We start from the raw sequence: 18,660 nt of genomic DNA, 5'->3' as shown, positions 1-18,660 counted from the left end.
CTCTCAGGCTCCCTCGGCGGTGATGTTCGCCGGGGGCGTGCCGGCGGCGACGAGCTTGTCCACCGTGGTGCGGACCATGGCGGGAGAACCACACACCAGCACCTGATGCTGGTCGAACGGGCCGTGGGCGGCGGCCACGTCGGCGAGGGTGCCGTGCAGCATCTCCGCCGGGGCGAAGCCGATGTCGACGCGCGAGTGCTCGTGCCATTCGTCGCGGACGGCCGGGTCGTCGGGGCTCTCGACCACCGGAATCACGGTCAGCCACGGCAGTTCGCCGGACAGCAGGAACAGCATGTCCGAGGCGTAGAGGTCGCGCGGGGAGCGGCCGCCGTAGAACAGGTAGGTGCGGGGCGGGTTCTCGAGCCGGGCCAGGTCGAGGATCTGCGCGCGCAGGGGCGCCAGTCCGGTGCCGCCCGCGATCATCACGACCTCCGCGGCCTCGGGATCGATGTGGAAAACACTGTGCGGCGCGTTGATTCGCCACTGATCACCGGGCTGGGTGTCGGCGACGATCGAACTCGAGCACCAGCCACCGGGAACGGTGCGCACATGGAACTCCAGTTTGCCGTCGAGCGACGGCGGCAGCGCGGGGGAGAGCCTGCGCCGCACGCCCGGATGCTGCGGCACCTCCACCTCGACCGACCCGCCCGCCGCGAACGGCACGAAATCACCGATCAGCCGGATCACGGCCAGGTCGTTGCGCAGGCGGTGATGGCCGACAACGGTCGCCGTCCATCCGGTATCGGGAAACTCGCTACTGCTCATCGGCTTCTTTCACGAAGGGCGGGAAGGGTCTCAGCCGACCGGGTCGGCGGCGATGATCTCGCTCGGGGTGCCCGCCCTGATCAGGGCGCGTCGGGTGTCGGCGATCATCCGGGGCGACCCGGCGATCTGGATCTGGCGGTCGGACCACGCGCCGAAGCTGGTGACCACCGCACCCAGATTACCGACGAGACGGCGGTACATACCCGTCGACGGGGAAGCAGGCGCCTGCGGATACCACCACGGATCGTCGCGTTCCTCGCACACCGGCACCACGGTCAGCCACGGGTTGGACTGCGAGAGCTGCCACATGTTGTCCACGTCGTAGAGGTCGCCGGGGAAGCGGCCGCCGGTGAAGAAATGCACCCGCGGGTTGATGCCGCGCTGGCTCATCTCGATCAGCTGCGCGCGCAGCGGCGCGATCCCGGTGCCCGAGCCGATGAGCAGCACATCGCGCCCCGACTCCCGGTCGATGTGCAGGCCGCCGAGCGGACCGGCGATCTTCCACCGGTCCCCGACCTTGGTGTCGTTGACGATGGCCGGGCTCACCCAGCCGCCGCTGATCCGGCGCACATGGAATTCGATCTCACCGTAGGGATTGGCGGGGATCGCGGGGGAGAGATAGCGCCACATGTTCGGCCGCTGCGGCACCTGTATCGGCACGTACTGGCCCGCCTTGAACGGGATCGGCCCGTCGGCCTGTAACCGCACGATCGCCAGATCGTCGAGCACCCTGCGGTGCCCGACCACCGTCGCGCCCCAGAACGGCTGCGACTTGTCCTCGTTGGCGCCGATCGCCATCGACGCGGAGACGAGGATGGTGATGTCGCTCCAGCCCTCGTGCAGTTCCCTGGTCCAGCGGTTGCCGTGGAAGGTGCGCAGCGCCGCGAGCAGCGCCCGGCCCGCCATGTCGTAGTGATCGGCCTCGACCCCGTATTTCCGGTGATCGCGGGCCAGTTGCTCGAGGAACCTCTGCGCGCGCTCGAAGTCCTCCAGATTGTCCAGGACATACTGCAGCGCCGTCACGAGACGCTTGGGCATCATGTCCATGGCAGGTGGGAAAAGCTCCCGTAACGCCGGGTTCTGCGCGAACAGGTGACCGTAGAAAGCGCTGATCAGCCGCTCAGGACCACCGGGTGTCTCCGACACCCCGCGGAAATCGGCGCGGACCAGCGCAAGCGAACGCGCATCCACGTCGTCAAGCTCCCTTTCCCTGGAATTGCTGCAATGTGGCCCCGCCTCGGGGCGGGCGCCGTCTCAAGTATCACCCGAAACCCGCCGCTGGGTGCAGGGATGCTCGTCACGGTCCCATTCGCCGGACGGATCGTAAGCCCTGGATCGCCCCTTGGCGCGGTGTCGCCGGCATCGATATGCGTCGGTGATCTTGGTCGGGTTCGTTGACGGGTCGGCAGTGACGGTGCCCTGGCATACGCGGCGTGCCCCCGTTATTCTCGATTCTGACCAGAGTAGTCAAAAGTTGGTGGAGGTGATGGCGATGGCACGCAAGGACGGTGAACGGCCGTTCGATGTCGCGTGGCCGCTGGCCGATGCCAAAGCCAGGTTCTCGGAGTTGATCGACACGGTGGAAAGGGAGGGTCCGCAGGTGATCAGCAAGCATGGACGTGAGGTCGCCGTTGTCGTTCCGATCGAACAGTGGCGCCGCGCCACCGCGCGGACCGACACCTTGGCCGAGTTCTTCGCCGCATCGCCGCTGGCCGAACTGAGTGACGATGAGCTGCGATTCTTCGATCGCGAGCGCAGCGACCCGGCCCACCGGGCTGTCGAGCTGTGAACTACCTGCTCGACACCAACGCTATATCGGAGCTGGTGAAGCCCCGTCCCGACCGTGGATTACTGAGCTGGCTGGCCGAGATCGACGAAAACCGCACCCACCTGAGTGTGGTGACGATGGGCGAACTACGCAGGGGCATAGACCGTTTGCCCGACGGGAAACGCCGGGCTCGGCTCGAACGCTGGCTCAGCGAGGAACTCCCGGCGCGATTCGAGCGCAGACTGCTGCCGACGGATGTGAACGTGGCGCTCGAGTGGGGCGCCTGCCGGGCGAGCGCAGACCACGCGGGCCGGCCGATCGACCCGGTCGACGCGCTCATCGCGGCGACCGCGATCACCCACCGCCTGACGGTGGTAACCCGCAACGTCCGGCATTTCCAGGCTGTCGCCGTTCCGGTTATTTGTCCATGGGAAGGCGCCTAGATCGAGCACCCAGGGGTGCCGGTGTCGTCTCCCCTCTGCCCCGGACTCCCGATCACCATGCCCCGATAGACCATCTCGGCCAACGCTTCTGGCCCCGCGTCGGATAGACGCGCGGCTGGTTGGACCATGTCGAAGGTGTGCACGCCCGGCCGACACGGTGCGTACGTGCGAGGCGTACGACAGTGGTACTCGCAGACGGCTGGTGTGACGGGGTTGGCGCTCCCCTGGTCGGGCTCGTCGGTGACGACCGGGAACGGCCCGCGGCCCAGAGAACGAAACGAGACAGCTCACACCCGGAGCCGGGAGCTCTTGGCAGCTCCTGGCATCAAAACGGGCGGCCTCGGCCTTTGAGCACGCCGAGGTGTTGGCGGTAGGGTTCCCCTACGGTGCGAACAGCTGGATTCTGTTTCGTACCCAGGCTCTCGGTAGCGTTGGTAGCGCTGCCGGGAGCCGTTCTTCGTTCGCGACGGTACACCCCAAACCCGTTGGCGAGCAACAATGTCCACATCGCATAACACCAGTTCGCTGCTCGTCGCCAGCACATAGCTGGCGCGACCAAGTTGTTTTCCGAGCACTGACAAGCCCGATCTCCAGGGCAGGTTCTAGACCCAATTCGGTTGTGGCGCTATCCGCCTTTGCCGACATCGATCTCTACTGGTCAGCCGACAACCAGCCGCACCGCCGCCTGCCGTGCGTCCTCGCCGACCTCCCCGATCTCGAAGTTCTTGCCGACGATGTGCTGGACCAGCGCCGGCTCCGGCGGCACGCCGTATTTGCGCAGGTAGTGCGGGACGGCCCCCGGCCACACGAACACCCCGTCGGTGTGGAAGTTCAACGGCACATCCCGAACCTGCGCGTCGAAGTCGTCGGTGTCGTAGCTGCGTGCGCTCAAAACGACCGGCGCGTGTGCGAGATAGGACAGGACGCGATCGCGGATCTGTGGGTCGACGGCAGGCCGATTCACCACCGGTTTGCCCTCGGGATCGCGCCCGTCGAACGGTGCGGAAAGTCGAAGTTCACTCATGATCGACCAACCTACGCGGCCGGGCCCGACCGTCGTTCCTCATGCTAATGTCCCTGGTCAGAGCAGCGGACAGCTGGAAGGGGCGGGATGAAACGCGCAGGTACAGCAGTGGTGGTGGCCGGCTTGGCAGTGGCCGGGCTGGTCGGGTGCGACTCGGGGGAGACGTCGTCGAAGGGGATGACCACTACGGCGAAGCCGGTGCTGTGGAATCCGTGTACCGAGATCTCGGATGATGCGTTGCGGGCCGCGGGGGTGGATCCGGCGAGCGAGGAGATCGGCGCCGGCGGGGTTCCACAGTCGGGGTGGGAGATCTGTGGGTGGGATGGGCCCGACTACTCCCTGACCGTCTACACCACCAGTAAGACCATCGGCTACTTCGAAGAGAAGCCCGGGAACATCGACTTCACTGATGTCACCATCGCGGATCGGCAAGGTCGTCAGTTCCGGGTTCAGGGCGACACTCGGAACCTGTGGTGCGATGTCGTGTTTCCATCCAATCAGGGGGTCGTCCAGCTCGCGGTTGGCAATTCGCCGATCGCAGACGGTCCACTGGAGGAACCGTGTGAGTACCTCCAGCGTGCTGGCGCAGTGCTAGTTCCGGCCTTCCCGAAGTAGGCGTCGGCAATGGCGGAAACCACTCCCTACAGCCAGCTGGTCGCACAAGTAAAGGCTGGCGAGGTCTACCTCAATAACGAAGCGGCTGCCTACCACATGTACAAGGCTTGCGATTCGAGACTCTCTGATCTCAGAGAACTGATCGGCGTCACGCAGCGAGTGCAGAACGTCACCGGGTTCGGCGATTTCGACATGGCCAGGCAACTCGAAGCGAAGTTTCGTGCTCAAGCTGCCGGCGAGCCGAACTCGATCTACGAGGTCATCCTCAAGGACATCGAAGCGGTCAAGCAACTGCGCGAAGTCTTCTCCATCTCCTTCAAACGCCTAACCGGCCAGGACATCGAAACCGCCAACGCCCTCGACTACACCACCGAGCAGGTGCAGTAGATGCAACCCAACATCGCAGGACTCGACCTCTTCGGCGGCCTTCGCAACTTCATCACGTCTCCGTTCTCCGGCAACGACAGCGAACTCGACGGCTCCGAGATCGCGGACATCCAGAATCGGTACAACGATCAGCGAGCGACCAACCGTCAGAACGCCGCCGACCTCGGTTTCGACGGCGAGTACCGCCCCAACGTGGTGACTAAGACCGATGCCTTCGAGGGAACCGTCGCCCAGCTGCGCGCCAAGGTCGACAAGATCGACCTCGACGCCGTCAACGACCTGATCAGCGCCTGGAACGAGATCTCGACCCGCAACAGCACCTCGCTCGACGAGTTCCGCAAGCAGATCACCCGCGGCATGGCCCCCGATGTGTGGTCCGGTGCCGCCGCGACCGCAGCGGCGGAAACCGTTGCGGCATACGACGCTACGGGCAAGAAGGTCACCACTGCTGCGGCGCTCACGAGAAGCAAGCTGGACGAACTGCGCACCGGCCTCGAACCGACGAAGCGCCTCGTCCCGTTCGAACCCGAGCATCGCAGTGGCCTGGACAACTTCGGCGGTCTCTTCACCGGTCGTGCGTGGCGCAATGACGATGTCGCACAGGAGAACGCGCGAGTCGAGGCGGTGCGCGTCCTGAAGACCGTCTACGCCCCGGTGATTCACGAATCCGATACCAAGGTTCCGGTCATTCCCATCCCGAAGACCGTCGAAAACGGTGGCGGCGATCCTGACGTCAACGGTGGCCCGACGACACCCACCTCGAACAACCCGAATACGTCAACGCCGAACACTGATCAACCAGCGACGAACCCCGCGACCGCAGCTCCCGCAGCGACCACTCCGTCCGACGACGACACCACCGACACGACCGACGACACCACGGCCGACGACGATACGACGACCGACGACGATGGGACCACGCCTCAGTCGACCGATCCAGCTGCGACCACACCGACAGCGACGACCCCGAGTGCGACAAATCCGGGTTCAGGATCTCCATCCGGATCACCCGGCGGCGGCGCGGGCGTTCCCGGATCCGGTTCCCCGAGCTCCCCCGCCCCCGGCAGCTCGGTCCCCGGCGCAGGCGCGACCACGGGCACCACCGCCGCGGGCGGCCGGGCCGCAGGTGCGGGCAGCGGCGCAGCGGGCCGTTCCGGCATGCCGGGTATGGGCGCCCCGGGCGCCAGAGGCGGCGGCAAGGACGACGAATCCACCAAGGGCATCCCCGACTACCTGATCACACAGGAGCACGGTGACGAACTCACCGGTCTGGACAACTTGCCCAAGATGGTGCCGCCCGTCATCGGCGCCGACTGAATCGTGAAATCCGATGGAACAGAGTAGATCTCCCGTGCGTACCTGGCATCTCACCGCTCTAGACTTCCGCACCCTGTGGGAGGCGGCAGGCCGCGATGTCCTCCCGTATCCCCTGCATCATCGCCACACCGACGTCGAATCCCAGGCAGAGATCCATCGGCTCCGCAGCAAGGCCGCCGAGAACATGATGGCCGAATTCGACAGCGACCTCGACGCGGCCATGGCCGCCCTGCTGGCCCCGCACGCCCGAGTCGAGGTAGCAGGCGCCACCGGCCGCACGAGAACGATCCGCGCGCACGGCGGTGCCCGAGACACCTACGCCGCCTTGGCGATCCAGGCCCCCGGTGACGAATCCGAACCGGGCGACGTCACCCTCCACCTGATGGCCCCCGACGCCCTGGCCGCGGCGGTCCTCTCCACCCTCCCCAAAGTCGGCCCCGGCAAGGGCCGCGAAATCAAAGTCACCGCAGCCGAACTCGCGGCCCCGCGCCCCCACGTCCGCGACCGCTGGAACCCCACCCCCCGAGAACAACTCGAAACCTTCCTCGCCAAACCCACCGACACCCTCACCCACATCGGCGTCTACGCCCACGGCAGCGTCGACAACCGGCACACCGAAGGCCGCGACGACTTCCAACTCCACGACCTCACCGGCGACGGCCGCTACGTCTTCTACGGCGAAACCACCTTCATCGCCAAACCCACCACCCCCACCCGCCTCCAGGCCACCCTCACCACAATCCTCACCACCACCGCAACCAAAGCGCGCCAAGGCGCCTACCGCTCCCACTGACGACACCGGTGATCAGCTGGCCAACGAGTCGTTATGTCTGGGATCAGTCCTGGCCTGCCCGAACCTGAGCAAGGTGCCACGCACGAACGTGATCATCTACGACCTGGCTCGCGCGACTCAGATCATCGTCAGTCAGATCCAATTCAGTGCACAACTGCTCGACACCGTCGTATGACGGCCACGCCATACGGTCGGGCGAATTCGTCAGCATGCCCTACCTCCCTGCATCTGCACACCCACCACGGCAAACCCGGCTGCCTCGGTCTGCTTGACGGCGCCGAGGACGGCCGACGCCAACGAATCGGCATCGCGATGCACATGCAGTACCGGGGTGGTCCGTGGTCCGAACTCTGGCGTGGAGTCGTCGAGGCCCGCTTCATACAGTGAGTCGAGCTCGTCGCCGGTCGGCGTGTGATCGAGCACCAGCGTGAACTCGTGGTGACTCATCGCGACTCCTTCGTATCGGTATGCCGCCGCGCGAACCGTCGATTCGCGTCGGCGAGGTGCTCGGATACACGGGGACCAGATCGCAATCGTGTCCGGCCGATGACTACGCGGCCAGGGACACCGTCAGCTTGGCACCCAACGCAGCGGTGATCCGCTTCAGCGTGGTCAAGGTCGGAACCACGTCGCCGGCCTCCAGCCGACTCACCGCGTGCTGCCGCATCCCCGCGCGGTTCGCCAATTCGGTCTGCGACCATCCGCGCGCTTCACGTGCGGCTCGGATCTGAATACCGAGCTCGTGCGCTGGCTCATACGCGCGCAGTGCCGCCTTGTATTCGGGGGTGGCTCGGGTGGCGGCCAGATCGGTGTCGAATTCATGCTGACTCGTCATTCGGTTTCTCCCATCGGATCGAAGGTCAGGTGAGCTGGCCCGGCGTGCTCGGCTTCGCATACCTTGCGGGCACTCCTGGCTCGGTCGACCTGGCTCCTCGGAAGCTGTCGATCGTGATGCCTCGGATGAGTGTGGCACGCTCGCGCAGGCAGTCGATAGAGTACGAGCCATTAGCTGTTCAAGCCGCGCCGGAACCATTCAGGCATACTTTCATCGGAACGTGGAAACCATTTATTCTCGGTAGTGAAGTTCTTGTTTGTCGGCGGCACGGAGAATTGTGGCTCGCTATCGCGGTTGTAGCGAATAGAGAACTTCCCGGGCGGATCGAGAATATACTCGAACTCGATCCAAGAACCCGCGCCCTCTGCGTACATGCCCTTGCGTAGTTGCTGGAACTTGCGCCACACCTCGGGCGGGAACGACCAGCTACGTACCGGGCCGTCCGCCATCTTGATGCCAGTATCTGCCTCGGCGTGGGGACCGATCATCATTGCGCGGACAATGAGCCGTGTCCATCTCTCGGGGAGAGTCTCGAGGATATCTCTGGTGATATCTGCAAGCTTGTCCTGCTGTTCTCCCGGGCTGAGCGCTGGCCAATTGGCCATTGTTGAATTTCCTCCTCGTACCCTGTGACTAGGAGAACCAAAGTGAATCTTCTTGTGCTCGATCAATCTTGTGCTGCAGCCATTTTGGCGTATGTGCCCAAGCCCGAGGGTAGCGTTGCTGGTCTAGGAAATATATGCCATTGACCAGACGGGGGAAGAAATCTGGTTCGCCATCGTAATTGAACTCGAGGGTGACGTCTCCCGAGTTGTCCAGGGTGTATACGGCGGTGAACCAAGTGCCGGTTCCGGGCACGTACATTCTCGTGCGTAGTGCGGTGAAGACGGTGAATATCTCTGGCTCACGCCAGTTTGTGAGTGGCCTGGGTGGGCACTTCTTGGCTGCGATTGCCCTCCTGCCCTCTTCCTGCGTGGCGAAGCTCAGCAGGGACTTGTTCGGCTCGTAGTCCGTCGCTTCGCCGGCGCCGGAAATCCACTGAAATTTCCTAGAGATGGAGGTGTCGATCTCGCTGAAGGAGTATCTGATCTTCGACCAGCCGTTCGGAGCGGCGCGGCGCAGGCGTTCGCCGACAGCGACCAGCTGGTCGACTGTCGTCTTGTCGAATTCTTCACCCTTGATGGCTATGGCCGGGAGCGCTGGGGGCGCGGCAGGTGGCGGATTGAGCGGGACTCGTTCGGGGGCTGTCAGATCTTGGTGACCGATGAGATTCGTCCCGGGTCGGATCCGCGTGGGGCGGTCCACCTTGCGTCGTGGCAGCCGAGATCCATCAGGCCGCGGTTGAACGAACCAGTCCGGAGGTGTTCGCGCAGCGGACAGTTGGGTCCTCAGCCAATCCGGGACGAACTCGATGTCGCGAGGAAAAAAGTCGAAGTCGTCAGCGTATGCCTCAGCTGCGAGTGCTGGGTCGAAAGGGGCGTCGTCGTAGTCGAACACCAGCTGCCAGCGATCGTCGCTGCGCACGGTGTAGTGCACCGAGAACCAAACTCCGAATGGTGCCATATTCATACGGGGCCGAAGGTCTCCCAGCATTTCGAGCGCTTCCAGGCTAGGATCAAATTCCCTTCTGGATCCATCATTCAGAACGGCAGTTGCGTCATAGCCGTAGTTACCGATCAATGTCCGCGCGCGAAAGGATATCTGGACCCAGTCATCAGGCGCGTCCTCCGTGATTATCTCGTACAGCTCTTCGTGCAGGTCCTCGGCGAAGGACTGTCGCCATGCCGACACGGCTGCTGGGTCGCGTGAGTCTGGTCGACCAGGTATCGTCACGGATCTACCTTTCATCCGGTATCAGTCCAATCGGATTCGACATCGAAACCGGATCAGTTTTCTTTGCCGGCCTCGATCAATGTGTCGGCGAGCCATGTCGGAATATGTGCAGGATCACGTGGAAATGCTCTCAGGTCTGACTCGAACACTCGGTTCGGCAGCGGAGAACCCAGATGTGGGGGTGACTCGTAGTCGAACGAAGCATCGTATTCACCACTGTCCGTCACGGTGAGCGTCATGGTGAACCATGTACCCTTCCCGCCCTCATACATGCCGATCCGGAGCGCGGCGACACGTTCTGCTTGAGATGGCATGGCGAGAAATCGGGACTTGTCCACGGTGCCGTCCGTGCCGACAACCTCGTAGCTATGCCGATACGACTCGACCGTCGCCTCCATCACCAGACGCAGTTGTCTCCACTCAGGCGGTGCAGCCGAGACCATGTCCACGCCAATTGAGCGCATGATCGTGGCTCTCTCTATCGGGGGCATTGATTCGTAATGCTCGGCCTGGTGGTGAATCTCCTCATCGCGGGGGAGTGGCCTAACTATCGATGATCTGTTGCATCCAGTCGGGTACGTTGTCTGCGCTGCGCGGAAAAAGTTCCAACTCGCGGACGCAATCGAGAGCTGAAGGGAGACGCTTCGGGGCGCGGGGATTTCGAAAATATTCGATAGAGTACGAATCTGGATATTTCAGAAAGTATTTCGCTTGTAGCCAGGCGCCGCGAACTGGGGCTGCCATTGCAGCGCGTAGCGCGGCGAAGTCCGCCGTCACGTCTTCTGGTGGCAGCCATCCGAGAAAGATCACCCCACCTCTGCTATTGAAAACCAGCGCGCTGCAGCCACCGAAATCATTGTCGCCGATGGCGCCATAGACGATGTCGATGCGATTCCATCCGGCAGGGGCGACTGCCTGCATTCGAGTCGTTATCCGCGACAGGATCTCTGTGTGCTCTTCTATATTTGCTGCCATATTCATGATTATCCTCTACTGCTTGCGATCGAAATGTTTCGATATCTTTTCGGCTAGCCACCCTGGTATGTGCTCAGAATTGCGGGGGTAAACCTTCAGGTCCATTATCCAGTTATCGGCTTCCGTCGGGTACGGCCATAGGGGATCGTTATCGTAGTCGTATACGATGCTGTACTCCATTGTGTTCGATAGATTGTAGCGCGCGAGAAACCACGTACCTCGGCCGGGTTCATACATCATGCTTCGTAGTTCGCGGAGTGCTCTATCTGCTAGTGGTAGTGGTTCAGGTATTTGTATGACATCACCGTTAGGATACGCTCCGTACAACGATAGGTCGCATACGGGCGCCGTCGCCCGGTACTGTAAATCGAGCCGTTGCCAGCCATCAGGCGCAACGGCGGCGATATTATCCCCGACGTTATGCAGAAGGTTCAGGATCTGGGCATCATGGCTGGGGTTGCTGTGCGGTGCGCGGAGTCCTAGCTGGTTCTGGGACATTATGGAAGCTCCTGACCTGTATATATCCAGTTTCATTATTGATGGTCGATACTACGAATCTGGAATGCAGAGTATCCGGTGTGACGACGTCGGGTGTGACACGTTCTGCGAATAGGTCGACCCGATCCACGTTTGCCCCGGGAGACCTACTGATCTCGGCTTGGTCGTCCTCCATACTTCGCCATGAGTCGGCAGTCGGCCGCTCATCGAGCTCCCAGTTACTGTTCTCGTACGCCCACTGCGGAACATGATTGATCCGTTCGCCCGGGCCTCCCGCCTCGTATGGGATCAGGTGTCCACCGGCGAATCGGAACAGCTTGGCTGGTTCGTTCGGATACAAACTCGCGTCGTACTCTCCGGCCTGGCGTGTGCCATGGCGGTCACGGCCGCCGCCGGCGATGTGGCCGACGTCCGTCTGAAGATTGGTCGGGCCGCCATGTCCGCGCCGAGGACCGAAGTAGTCGGCTGCGCGCGTGCCGCTCGGTGCGTACGTGGGCTGTCCCGTCGCTGCAACCGTGTCCCCATGTTCGTCAGTGCGAAACAGCTGCTGTGGTACCCGTGGGTCGAATCCGTGGTGGTCCAGGTACCGCGGACCGACGGCAAATGTCGTATTCGGTGACGGAACCGCCAGTCCCGCATCCCATGTCGCTCCTGTGCCCAGCTCGGGATTGAATCCTTGAGTCCGGTTGCCTGACCAAGTGTGTATATGCGAAAACTGGCCTTCAGCATCCGTGTAAAAGGTTCCGTGCCAATTCCCATCGGTGTCGAAAACGTCGTAACGCGTGAAGGGTTCCCTCGGCTGGGTCAGCGAGAACGGACCTTGCGTGGCGGTGTCGTACCCATTAACCGGCTCCGCGGTTCGATACGTGCCGTTCTCGTCGCCTGGTGGGTCCCAGTCCACTGCTGGCTCCACTGGTCCGCCACGGAAGCCATCGAATCGTTGAGGCGGTGCAGTCGGCGCGGGCGCCTGGTCTGATTGTTCGGTCGCTGATGAAGCGGGTGTCGGGCCGGATTCTCGTACGTCGTGATCGGTCGCGCCGACGTAGACCTGTGGTTCCGGACTGATTCCTAGGTCAACGCTGTACGTGACGCCAGGTGCAGGGTAATCAATATCTGGATTCGCGCTCGACGCGATTGGGCGCGGTCCATGGCCGACGTTCGGCGCTGTCAACTCCGCATGCGTGATGTTGCCGTCCGCATCGGTGAAGAAGGTCCCTATCGGATTGCCGTTGGTATCGGTGACGACCATTCTGGAGTGGGGCTGCAGCGGGGCTTGTCCGTTGAGATCGAGGACACGTGTACCAGGTTCGATGGTCATCGGGACTTCTGGAAGCGGCGTCCCATCGGGGGCGGTAGGCGGGTCCCATTCGGCAGTGCGTTGAGGAGAAGGGTCCCTATCCGGCGAATCAGACCGTGCTGGTACCGGCCTGTAGCGGTCTACCGCTGTGTCCGGGCTGAGGTTCTGAGCGATGGAATGGCCGGCTCCTGGTGGTGTGGCGACTGTCCCGTTCTGCGTTCTGCTGCCGTCGGGGCCATGGGTATTCCACTGGCCATCCGGCGGGATGCGAGGGCTGCGAGTTCCGTCAGGATTTGTGACTCCGCTGGTGCTGAAGATGTTTCCGTTTGAGTCCGTCCACGCTGCTTGGGTAGGGGCCAGTACTTCCACGCCCAGGTGCTGGGCCAGGCGGTCGGCGAAGCCGTTGGAGGAGGCGTCGCAGCCGATAAGGCGGATGGGGGTTACGCCGTCCCAGCCGGAGCGGCGGAGGAGGTCGCCGTATTCCTCGGGGGTGAGGGTGTGGTCGCCGATGCGGGCTTGGCCGTCGGGGGTGATGTGGGTGTCGGCGGTGAAGCGGGTGGGGTCGGCGGGGACTCGGTGGGGGAGGTCGCCCATGGTGGGGTCGCCGCGGTGGTGGGAGACGCCTGCGGGGGTGTTTTCGGCGAATTGGTTGTGGATGGCGTCGAGGTCGACCGTGGTGTCGGTGTCGGTGTCGGTGTCGGTGTCGGTGTCGGTGTCGGGCGTGGGAGTGGAGTCGGTGGGGAGTGGGGTGGAATCGGTGTGCTGGTCGGCCCAGGAAGGGGTGGTTGATCTGGCCAGGTCGGCTCGGGAGATGTCGGCGCCCAGTTGTCTGATGTCGTCGGGGGTCAGAGTTGGGGTCGAGCTCGGTGGTAGGCCGAGGTTGGTGCGGACCGTGTTGGCCAGGTCGGTGAGGGTTGGGTCGGTGTCGGCATCGATGGTGAGGTCGGCGGTGGTTGGGTCTGTCGTGGGGACGACGTCGACCATGAGCCAGTCGCCGAGGGGGAATTGGCTGCCTTGGTTGAAGGTGTGGTCGGTGGCCAGTTGGGTGCGGTCGGTGATGGCGGCGACGGTGTCGGGTGATGTTGTGGGGGAGCTGGTTACGGCTGCTGTTACGCGGACTACGCGGACCGGTGCGCCGAGGGCGTTCGGGTAGCTGGCGCTCAGGTAGGGGCGGCCGGTGGTGGGGTTTACCTGTAGGGCTTGGTTGTTTTCTGGGGAGAGCGGGCGTAGGGATTCGCGGGCCTGGCGGGCGCGGTTGGCGTTCTCCAGTTGTTGCGGGGTGAGGTTGGTGTTGTGGGTCGGCCGGGTGTCGGTCGGGGTTGTGGGGTCGGTAGGGCGGGCCGGGTTCGTTGCGGGGTTGGATTCCGGAGTGGTTGCATGGCTGCTGGGGTCGATGCGGGCAGGCGGGGCGGATTGCGCGGTGTCGGCAGGGTTGTTCCCGGCCCGGGAGGGGGTCGGAATTGGTGTTGGGGCGGGGCTGGGCGTGTCCCGTGGAGTTGCACTCGGCCGGTTGACTGTGGACGGCTGTGGATTATTCGGCGTTGGCGACCGATGGGTCGAGGGTGTGACCGGAGTGGTGCCGATCGGCGGGGTGGATCCGGGGACCGTGGAGGTGGGGTTGGGCGGTATTGCGGTGGTCGTCGGCGTCGTTGCCGGGGTTGTGGTCGTCGGGGCCGGCGTCGTTGTTGTGGCGGCTGCGGTGGTGTCTGTGTCGGTCGACAGGTTCTGACGGCTGGGATCGGCTGGCGCCTGCGCCGTGGGCGGAGTCGAAGGGATGCCGGACTGTGGAGTTGATCCGGGCACCGTGGTCGACGGGTTGGTGCCGGGGTTCGGGGTGGTGGAGGCCGGCTCGGCCGTGTTCGTCGGCTGGTTGACGGGCGCAGTAGATGTGGGGTTGGAAGGCGGAGTCGAATTCGGCTGGGCTGGGGATGAATCAGTCGGCGTGGAGGGTGCGGTCGGCTGCGTGGTCGACGGGGTGTCGGCTGGCGGAAGGTCCGGCGATGACGGGCTGGGGGAAGGTACAGCGGGTGTGCTGGGCAGACCGGTTGAGGTGGGAGAAGGGGATTCGGGTGGTGTCGCGGGGCTGGCAGGCGTGTTGGGGTTGCCGCTGTTGGGGGTAGAGGTAGGCGGGGTCGAGTCGCCATCATTCGGCGCGGCAGGTGCGGTGTTGCCGCCATCGTTGGGCGCGGGTGGCGCGGTGTTACCGCCATCGCTGGGCGCGGGCGACGCGGTATTTCCGCCATCGCTCGGCGTGGGAGGCGTGGCATTTCCGTTGTCGCTCGGCGTGGAGGGGTTCCCGGTGCCACTCGGGTTTGTAGGAGTGGTGTCGCCCTGCGGCGAGGGACCAGGACTCGATTCGGCTGGCGTGGCAGGTGAATCGGTGTTGGGTGCGGGGGTCGAATCGCCAGGCGAGGCGGGGGTGCCAGGCTGTGTTCCGCTGGGCTCGCTCGGGGAGTTCGGCGTGCCGCTCGGGTTGTCCGGTGTACCGGAATCAGACGGCGAACTCGGAGCTCCGTCGCTGGGCGTGTTGGGGCTGTCGGCTGGACTACCGTTCGACGGAGTGCCGCTGGCTGGATCGCCGCTCTGTCCAGTCCCGGCCGGACTGGTCGAGGGCGATCCCTCACCCGGTGACGAGGGCGTTCCCGCCCCATCAGGCTGAGTTCCGTTGCCCTCTGCCGCCGACGGCGTCCCTGCTCCGGCTGACGCAGGAGAGGTGGCTCCCGGATCACCCGTCGACGCGGGCGAAGTCGGCTCCGGTGCCGAATCTCCCGGGTCACCAGTGCCCGCGGGTGTCGTGGGTGCGTCGGTATCGCCGGGCACATCATCGCCCAACTCGGGAACAGTCGGCGCGGGCGAGTTCCCGTTTCCACCACTGGATTCCAGCGCGCTCTGCACGCCACCCGCACCCGCGCTGGTGAACGTGTCCACCCCGATGTCGAGGTTGAAATCCTGCCCCATGAACAGGGAAGCCGCTCCGGCGGAGGCGACCTGGGCGGACAGGTCGGCGCCGAGTTCGGTGGCCGCACCGGTCGCGGTTTTCGCGGCGAGCTTGCCCAGCCCGGACGTGATGCCGTCGCCGACACCGTCGAGTTTGCTGCCGAGACTACCGCCGACAGCGCCGCCGACCGCGCCGCCGAATGTCGCCAATCCCAGGTCGGACCAACCGAATTCGTCCATCGAACGGTCACCGTTGGCGACCTGGATGGTGCGTGCGATGCCGTCGATCCCGCCTTCCTCGAGCGCTTCGAACGCCGCTCCACGCAGCGCCGCTCGGGCCGCCGCCTTGGCGATGCCGCGGGCGATCATGCGGGTGAGCAGCGATTTCATCGCGATGCGCACCGCGACCTGCGCCGCGATCCGTGCGGCAACACCGGCGGCGGCACCGATGCCGGTCCACGAGGTCGCCAGTGCGACACCGATTTCCACCGCGGCGACGATCATCGTGCCGATGATGACCATCTTGGTGTGCTCGATGTCGTTGGCGCCGTCGTCGAGGAGTTCGGCTTGCTTCTCGCACCATTTGCGGATCGCGGTGAACGCGGCCTCGTCACCGGCGAGGAGCTTGTCGCGGTAGGCGGCGAGCGCGTCGTGGGTTTCGCCCTCGGACAACGCGGTCAGCGCGGAGTTGAGCGCCTTGGCCGCCTCGTCGTCGACGGTGTTGAGGGTTTGCGCCATGCTGGTCCACGCGTCGGCGGCTCGTCGCATGGCGGTTTCGTCGCCTTCGGGCCAATCACCGGCGCCGAGAATGTATTTCGCTACCCATTGCAGCGAATCGGGGATTTCGATGCCCACGTGGTCAGATGCCGGTCTGGTTCAGTTGGGCTGCCGTTGCCGTGTCCTGCTCGGACAACTTGGTGGCGATGGTGACCATGTTCGTCCCGAGCTGGGTCATCGACTTCGCCAGATTGCCGACCGAGGTCTTGCCCTTTTCCACGCCCGGGGTGTAGTTCTGGGCGAACGCCTGCCCGATCTCGTCACCGCCCCAGCACTCGCCCTCCGCGGCGAGGGCGGCTGCCAGTTTGTCGACTGCGGTGGTGATGGTCGATGCGACTGCGTCGAACGAAGGTTGCGTGCTGCGTAGCGCTGCGGGATCAGCGTTGATCGAACTCACGGCAGCAGCCTCCGGAAAGGACTCGCCGCCAACGAATCCGACGGCGAGCCCATCTCGGTTCGCGCAACGTCGTTTCCGGCCCGCATCGCCGCGGGCAGCTCGTCGATCATCGAAAGTCCCACTCTCGGCACCAATGCTGTCGAGATATTGGACGTTCCGAATCAGATCGCGGATCCCAATTGTGCGCTATGTCTCGATATTTGATCGTTCGCTATCAGTGCTACATCTGCACGTCGATGCTCTTGGTTCGCGCCAGCTCGTCGAAGGTGAGGGCTGCGGTGAAACCTGGTCCGGAGATGGTGGATTGGGTGTAGTCGGGGGACCAGGTGATGGTGAGGCCGCGGGGGTTGGCGTAGGCGTGGACGGCGCGGCGGTGGTCGTTGAGGGGGAATTCGGTGAGGCCCTGCTGGAGGACTCGGGTGATGCGAGGCGCCGCGGGTGCGGGGAGTTGGAAGAGGGGGTGTTCGATGAGGAACGCGGCTCGGGTGCCGCCGCCTACGGGGCCGTTGTAGGCGGTCCAGATGCCGGAGATCGCTTTGCAGGCGTCCATGAAGGTGTTCACCGCGCCCTCGGCCTGGGTGGGGGCGCCGGGCAGGTCGGCGAAGGGGACTTCCACGTTCGCGAGTTCGCTGATGCGGTGGTGGATTCCGAAGTCGCGGGCCGACTGGGCTAGCCCGGTGACCGTCTCCGGGTAGCCGGCCGGATTGCCCCACGACCACAGCCAGGATTGCGGACCGGGAGCGGCGGAGCCGAGCAGGTGGACGGCCGAGCATTCGATCGGCTGGTCGCCGGTGAAGGTGAATCGGCCGGCGCGCAGGTCGACGCTCCACGGGCGATCCCCCACCACGTCCATCAGATGCAGTTGATGCTCGAACGAGAACAGCGCCGCATCGTCCAACAGGTTCGCCAGTGTCACTCCAGACATGGTGGCGAGGGTACCGAGGTAAACGGCGAATCAGATTGCCAGGACGGTCTTTCCGCGTGCGCTTCCGGCGCCGAGGACGGCGGGGGCGGCTTCCAGGGGGACTGTTGCTTCGATCGGGACCACCACATCCCCGGAGGCGACTCGGCCCAGTAGACGCGTCAATTCCGGTCCGCGGCCCTTGGATTCGAAGTTTCCGCCGGTGATGTCGTGTTCGCGCAACGCGTTTTCGTCGGCGGCCCAGGTGGTGGAGTAGGCGCGGCCGCCGCGGCGGACGAGGGTGGCGTGGGTGGCGAAGTCGGCGGGGCCGCTGACCAGGTCGAAGAGGACGTCGATGCCATTGGGGTGGGTGAAGCGGACGGCGCCGGTGATGCTGGAGTCGCGGTGGGTGGCGGGGTCGGGGTCGACGACGTCGGGGTCGGCGGGGCGGGTTCGGGTGTAGTCGATCGTTTCGGTGGCGCCGAGGCGGGCGACCTGGTCGGTGGCGTCGCCGCGGGCGGTGGCGATCACGTGGCCGCCGGCGATATTGGCCAGCTGGACCAGGAAGGAGCCGACGCCGCCGGTCGCGCCGACGATCAGCACTGTCTGGCCGGGCTGGATCTGGGCGGTGTCGACGAGGTCCTGGGCGGTGACGCCCGCGACCGGGAGTGCGGCCGCGGCTACCGAGGTGACGCCGTCCGGGATCGGCACGAGTGTCGCGTCCTCGGGCAGCGTCGCGTACTGCGCCCAGCTGCCGTGACCGGCGGGTGCGGTGAGGAACTTGCCGACCACCCGGTCGCCGACGGCGAACGAGCGCACGCCGGGCCCGATCGCCGAGATCGTGCCCGCGCCGTCCACGCCGAGGATCATCGGGAAATCGGTGGGCATCTTGCCCTCGAGGATGCCGTCGGCCATCTTCAGATCGAACGGGTTGACCCCGGCGGCGTCCAGCGCGACCTGCACCTCGCCGTGTCCCGGCTCCGGCACCGGCACATCGGCCAGCTCAGGGGTGGCGCCGAACTTCTGAACCACGATCGCGCGCATATGTCTCCTGTGTCTGTGGAGCCGGGGGCCATCGCTGGGAGGTGTTGTGCGTGG

19 protein-coding genes are annotated in these 18,660 nt (G+C 64.7%); 6 read left to right on the top strand and 13 right to left on the bottom strand.

The window, feature by feature from the left end:
- Nucleotides 1–3: 3 nt before the first annotated feature.
- A complete protein-coding gene (locus ACFVAV_RS04585; RefSeq protein ID WP_379029809.1) occupies nucleotides 4–765 on the bottom strand; it encodes an FAD-binding oxidoreductase in 762 nt (253 codons plus the stop codon).
- 30 nt (nucleotides 766–795) lie between these two features.
- Nucleotides 796–1,956 carry an FAD-binding oxidoreductase gene (locus ACFVAV_RS04580; RefSeq protein WP_379029806.1) on the bottom strand — a complete coding sequence of 387 codons (1,161 nt, stop codon included), beginning with the start codon at nucleotides 1,954–1,956 and terminating at the stop codon, nucleotides 796–798.
- Nucleotides 1,957–2,257: 301 nt separating this feature from the next.
- On the opposite strand from ACFVAV_RS04580, the gene ACFVAV_RS04575 reads away from it, so the two are divergent.
- Both ACFVAV_RS04575 and ACFVAV_RS04570 read left to right on the top strand, forming a co-directional pair.
- On the top strand, nucleotides 2,258–2,554 hold the full coding sequence (locus ACFVAV_RS04575; RefSeq protein WP_379029803.1) for a type II toxin-antitoxin system Phd/YefM family antitoxin: 297 nt from the start codon (nucleotides 2,258–2,260) through the stop codon (nucleotides 2,552–2,554).
- Nucleotides 2,551–2,976 carry a type II toxin-antitoxin system VapC family toxin gene (locus tag ACFVAV_RS04570; RefSeq protein WP_379029800.1) on the top strand — a complete coding sequence of 142 codons (426 nt, stop codon included), beginning with the start codon at nucleotides 2,551–2,553 and terminating at the stop codon, nucleotides 2,974–2,976. The genes ACFVAV_RS04575 and ACFVAV_RS04570 overlap by 4 nt, the downstream gene beginning before the upstream one ends.
- Before the next feature lie 658 nt (nucleotides 2,977–3,634).
- Here ACFVAV_RS04570 and ACFVAV_RS04565 read toward each other — a convergent pair.
- Entirely contained in the window at nucleotides 3,635–4,000 is a 366-nt protein-coding gene (locus tag ACFVAV_RS04565; protein ID WP_379029796.1) for a hypothetical protein, read from the bottom strand.
- 87 nt (nucleotides 4,001–4,087) lie between these two features.
- On the opposite strand from ACFVAV_RS04565, the gene ACFVAV_RS04560 reads away from it, so the two are divergent.
- From ACFVAV_RS04560 to ACFVAV_RS04545, 4 genes are read left to right on the top strand one after another with little or no spacing between them, the layout of a single operon-like run.
- The gene (locus ACFVAV_RS04560; RefSeq protein ID WP_379029793.1) at nucleotides 4,088–4,615 is read left to right on the top strand and encodes a DUF3558 domain-containing protein; all 528 of its coding nucleotides are present in this window, start codon (nucleotides 4,088–4,090) and stop codon (nucleotides 4,613–4,615) included.
- A 9-nt stretch (nucleotides 4,616–4,624) separates the two neighbouring features.
- Entirely contained in the window at nucleotides 4,625–5,002 is a 378-nt protein-coding gene (locus ACFVAV_RS04555; protein ID WP_379029790.1) for a hypothetical protein, read from the top strand.
- On the top strand, nucleotides 5,003–6,319 hold the full coding sequence (locus ACFVAV_RS04550) for a hypothetical protein (protein WP_379029787.1): 1,317 nt from the start codon (nucleotides 5,003–5,005) through the stop codon (nucleotides 6,317–6,319). It begins immediately after the preceding gene.
- A gap of 34 nt (nucleotides 6,320–6,353) precedes the next feature.
- Nucleotides 6,354–7,112: an ESX secretion-associated protein EspG gene (locus ACFVAV_RS04545; protein ID WP_379029783.1), complete on the top strand. Its 759-nt coding sequence runs from the start codon at nucleotides 6,354–6,356 to the stop codon at nucleotides 7,110–7,112.
- A 204-nt stretch (nucleotides 7,113–7,316) separates the two neighbouring features.
- Here the strand turns inward: ACFVAV_RS04545 and ACFVAV_RS04540 are convergent, their stop codons facing one another.
- From ACFVAV_RS04540 to ACFVAV_RS04495, 10 genes are all read right to left on the bottom strand, one after another.
- Nucleotides 7,317–7,559 (bottom strand): hypothetical protein, encoded by a 243-nt coding sequence (locus tag ACFVAV_RS04540; RefSeq protein ID WP_379029780.1) that lies wholly within the window; start codon nucleotides 7,557–7,559, stop codon nucleotides 7,317–7,319.
- Nucleotides 7,560–7,662: 103 nt separating this feature from the next.
- Nucleotides 7,663–7,947: a multiprotein-bridging factor 1 family protein gene (locus tag ACFVAV_RS04535; RefSeq protein WP_379029778.1), complete on the bottom strand. Its 285-nt coding sequence runs from the start codon at nucleotides 7,945–7,947 to the stop codon at nucleotides 7,663–7,665.
- Nucleotides 7,948–8,117: 170 nt separating this feature from the next.
- Nucleotides 8,118–8,552: a hypothetical protein gene (locus ACFVAV_RS04530; protein ID WP_379029775.1), complete on the bottom strand. Its 435-nt coding sequence runs from the start codon at nucleotides 8,550–8,552 to the stop codon at nucleotides 8,118–8,120.
- A gap of 28 nt (nucleotides 8,553–8,580) precedes the next feature.
- The gene (locus ACFVAV_RS04525; protein WP_379029772.1) at nucleotides 8,581–9,780 is read right to left on the bottom strand and encodes a hypothetical protein; all 1,200 of its coding nucleotides are present in this window, start codon (nucleotides 9,778–9,780) and stop codon (nucleotides 8,581–8,583) included.
- Nucleotides 9,781–9,833: 53 nt separating this feature from the next.
- Nucleotides 9,834–10,244, bottom strand: coding sequence for a hypothetical protein (locus tag ACFVAV_RS04520; RefSeq protein WP_379029769.1), 411 nt, complete (start codon nucleotides 10,242–10,244; stop codon nucleotides 9,834–9,836).
- Between the two features lie 79 nt (nucleotides 10,245–10,323).
- A complete protein-coding gene (locus tag ACFVAV_RS04515; protein ID WP_379029766.1) occupies nucleotides 10,324–10,761 on the bottom strand; it encodes a hypothetical protein in 438 nt (145 codons plus the stop codon).
- Nucleotides 10,762–11,200: 439 nt separating this feature from the next.
- Nucleotides 11,201–16,342, bottom strand: coding sequence for a hypothetical protein (locus ACFVAV_RS04510; RefSeq protein ID WP_379029763.1), 5,142 nt, complete (start codon nucleotides 16,340–16,342; stop codon nucleotides 11,201–11,203).
- A gap of 4 nt (nucleotides 16,343–16,346) precedes the next feature.
- A complete protein-coding gene (locus tag ACFVAV_RS04505; RefSeq protein WP_379029761.1) occupies nucleotides 16,347–16,661 on the bottom strand; it encodes a WXG100 family type VII secretion target in 315 nt (104 codons plus the stop codon).
- 220 nt (nucleotides 16,662–16,881) lie between these two features.
- Nucleotides 16,882–17,586, bottom strand: coding sequence for a DUF6882 domain-containing protein (locus tag ACFVAV_RS04500; RefSeq protein WP_379029758.1), 705 nt, complete (start codon nucleotides 17,584–17,586; stop codon nucleotides 16,882–16,884).
- Nucleotides 17,587–17,616: 30 nt separating this feature from the next.
- On the bottom strand, nucleotides 17,617–18,606 hold the full coding sequence (locus ACFVAV_RS04495) for an NADP-dependent oxidoreductase (protein ID WP_379029755.1): 990 nt from the start codon (nucleotides 18,604–18,606) through the stop codon (nucleotides 17,617–17,619).
- Nucleotides 18,607–18,660 lie beyond the last annotated feature (54 nt).

It is taken from the genome of Nocardia sp. NPDC057663 (genome assembly GCF_042799895.1).
Taxonomy (GTDB): Bacteria; Actinomycetota; Actinomycetes; order Mycobacteriales; family Mycobacteriaceae; genus Nocardia.
Note: the sequence above shows the minus strand (reverse complement) of the source record. Positions and strands in the feature narration are given on the sequence as shown.

Bases quoted from the DNA above. Each gene is read 5' to 3' on its own strand.
- ACFVAV_RS04575 (WP_379029803.1), top strand. From the start codon at position 2,258: ATGGCACGCAAGGACGGTGAACGGCCGTTCGATGTCGCGTGGCCGCTG.
- ACFVAV_RS04515 (WP_379029766.1), bottom strand. From the start codon at position 10,761: ATGAATATGGCAGCAAATATAGAAGAGCACACAGAGATCCTGTCGCGG.
- ACFVAV_RS04500 (WP_379029758.1), bottom strand. From the start codon at position 17,586: ATGTCTGGAGTGACACTGGCGAACCTGTTGGACGATGCGGCGCTGTTC.
- ACFVAV_RS04555 (WP_379029790.1), top strand. From the start codon at position 4,625: ATGGCGGAAACCACTCCCTACAGCCAGCTGGTCGCACAAGTAAAGGCT.
- ACFVAV_RS04565 (WP_379029796.1), bottom strand. From the start codon at position 4,000: ATGAGTGAACTTCGACTTTCCGCACCGTTCGACGGGCGCGATCCCGAG.
- ACFVAV_RS04560 (WP_379029793.1), top strand. From the start codon at position 4,088: ATGAAACGCGCAGGTACAGCAGTGGTGGTGGCCGGCTTGGCAGTGGCC.
- ACFVAV_RS04585 (WP_379029809.1), bottom strand. From the start codon at position 765: ATGAGCAGTAGCGAGTTTCCCGATACCGGATGGACGGCGACCGTTGTC.
- ACFVAV_RS04520 (WP_379029769.1), bottom strand. From the start codon at position 10,244: ATGCGCTCAATTGGCGTGGACATGGTCTCGGCTGCACCGCCTGAGTGG.
- ACFVAV_RS04550 (WP_379029787.1), top strand. From the start codon at position 5,003: ATGCAACCCAACATCGCAGGACTCGACCTCTTCGGCGGCCTTCGCAAC.
- ACFVAV_RS04495 (WP_379029755.1), bottom strand. From the start codon at position 18,606: ATGCGCGCGATCGTGGTTCAGAAGTTCGGCGCCACCCCTGAGCTGGCC.
- ACFVAV_RS04530 (WP_379029775.1), bottom strand. From the start codon at position 8,552: ATGGCCAATTGGCCAGCGCTCAGCCCGGGAGAACAGCAGGACAAGCTT.
- ACFVAV_RS04535 (WP_379029778.1), bottom strand. From the start codon at position 7,947: ATGACGAGTCAGCATGAATTCGACACCGATCTGGCCGCCACCCGAGCC.
- ACFVAV_RS04540 (WP_379029780.1), bottom strand. From the start codon at position 7,559: ATGAGTCACCACGAGTTCACGCTGGTGCTCGATCACACGCCGACCGGC.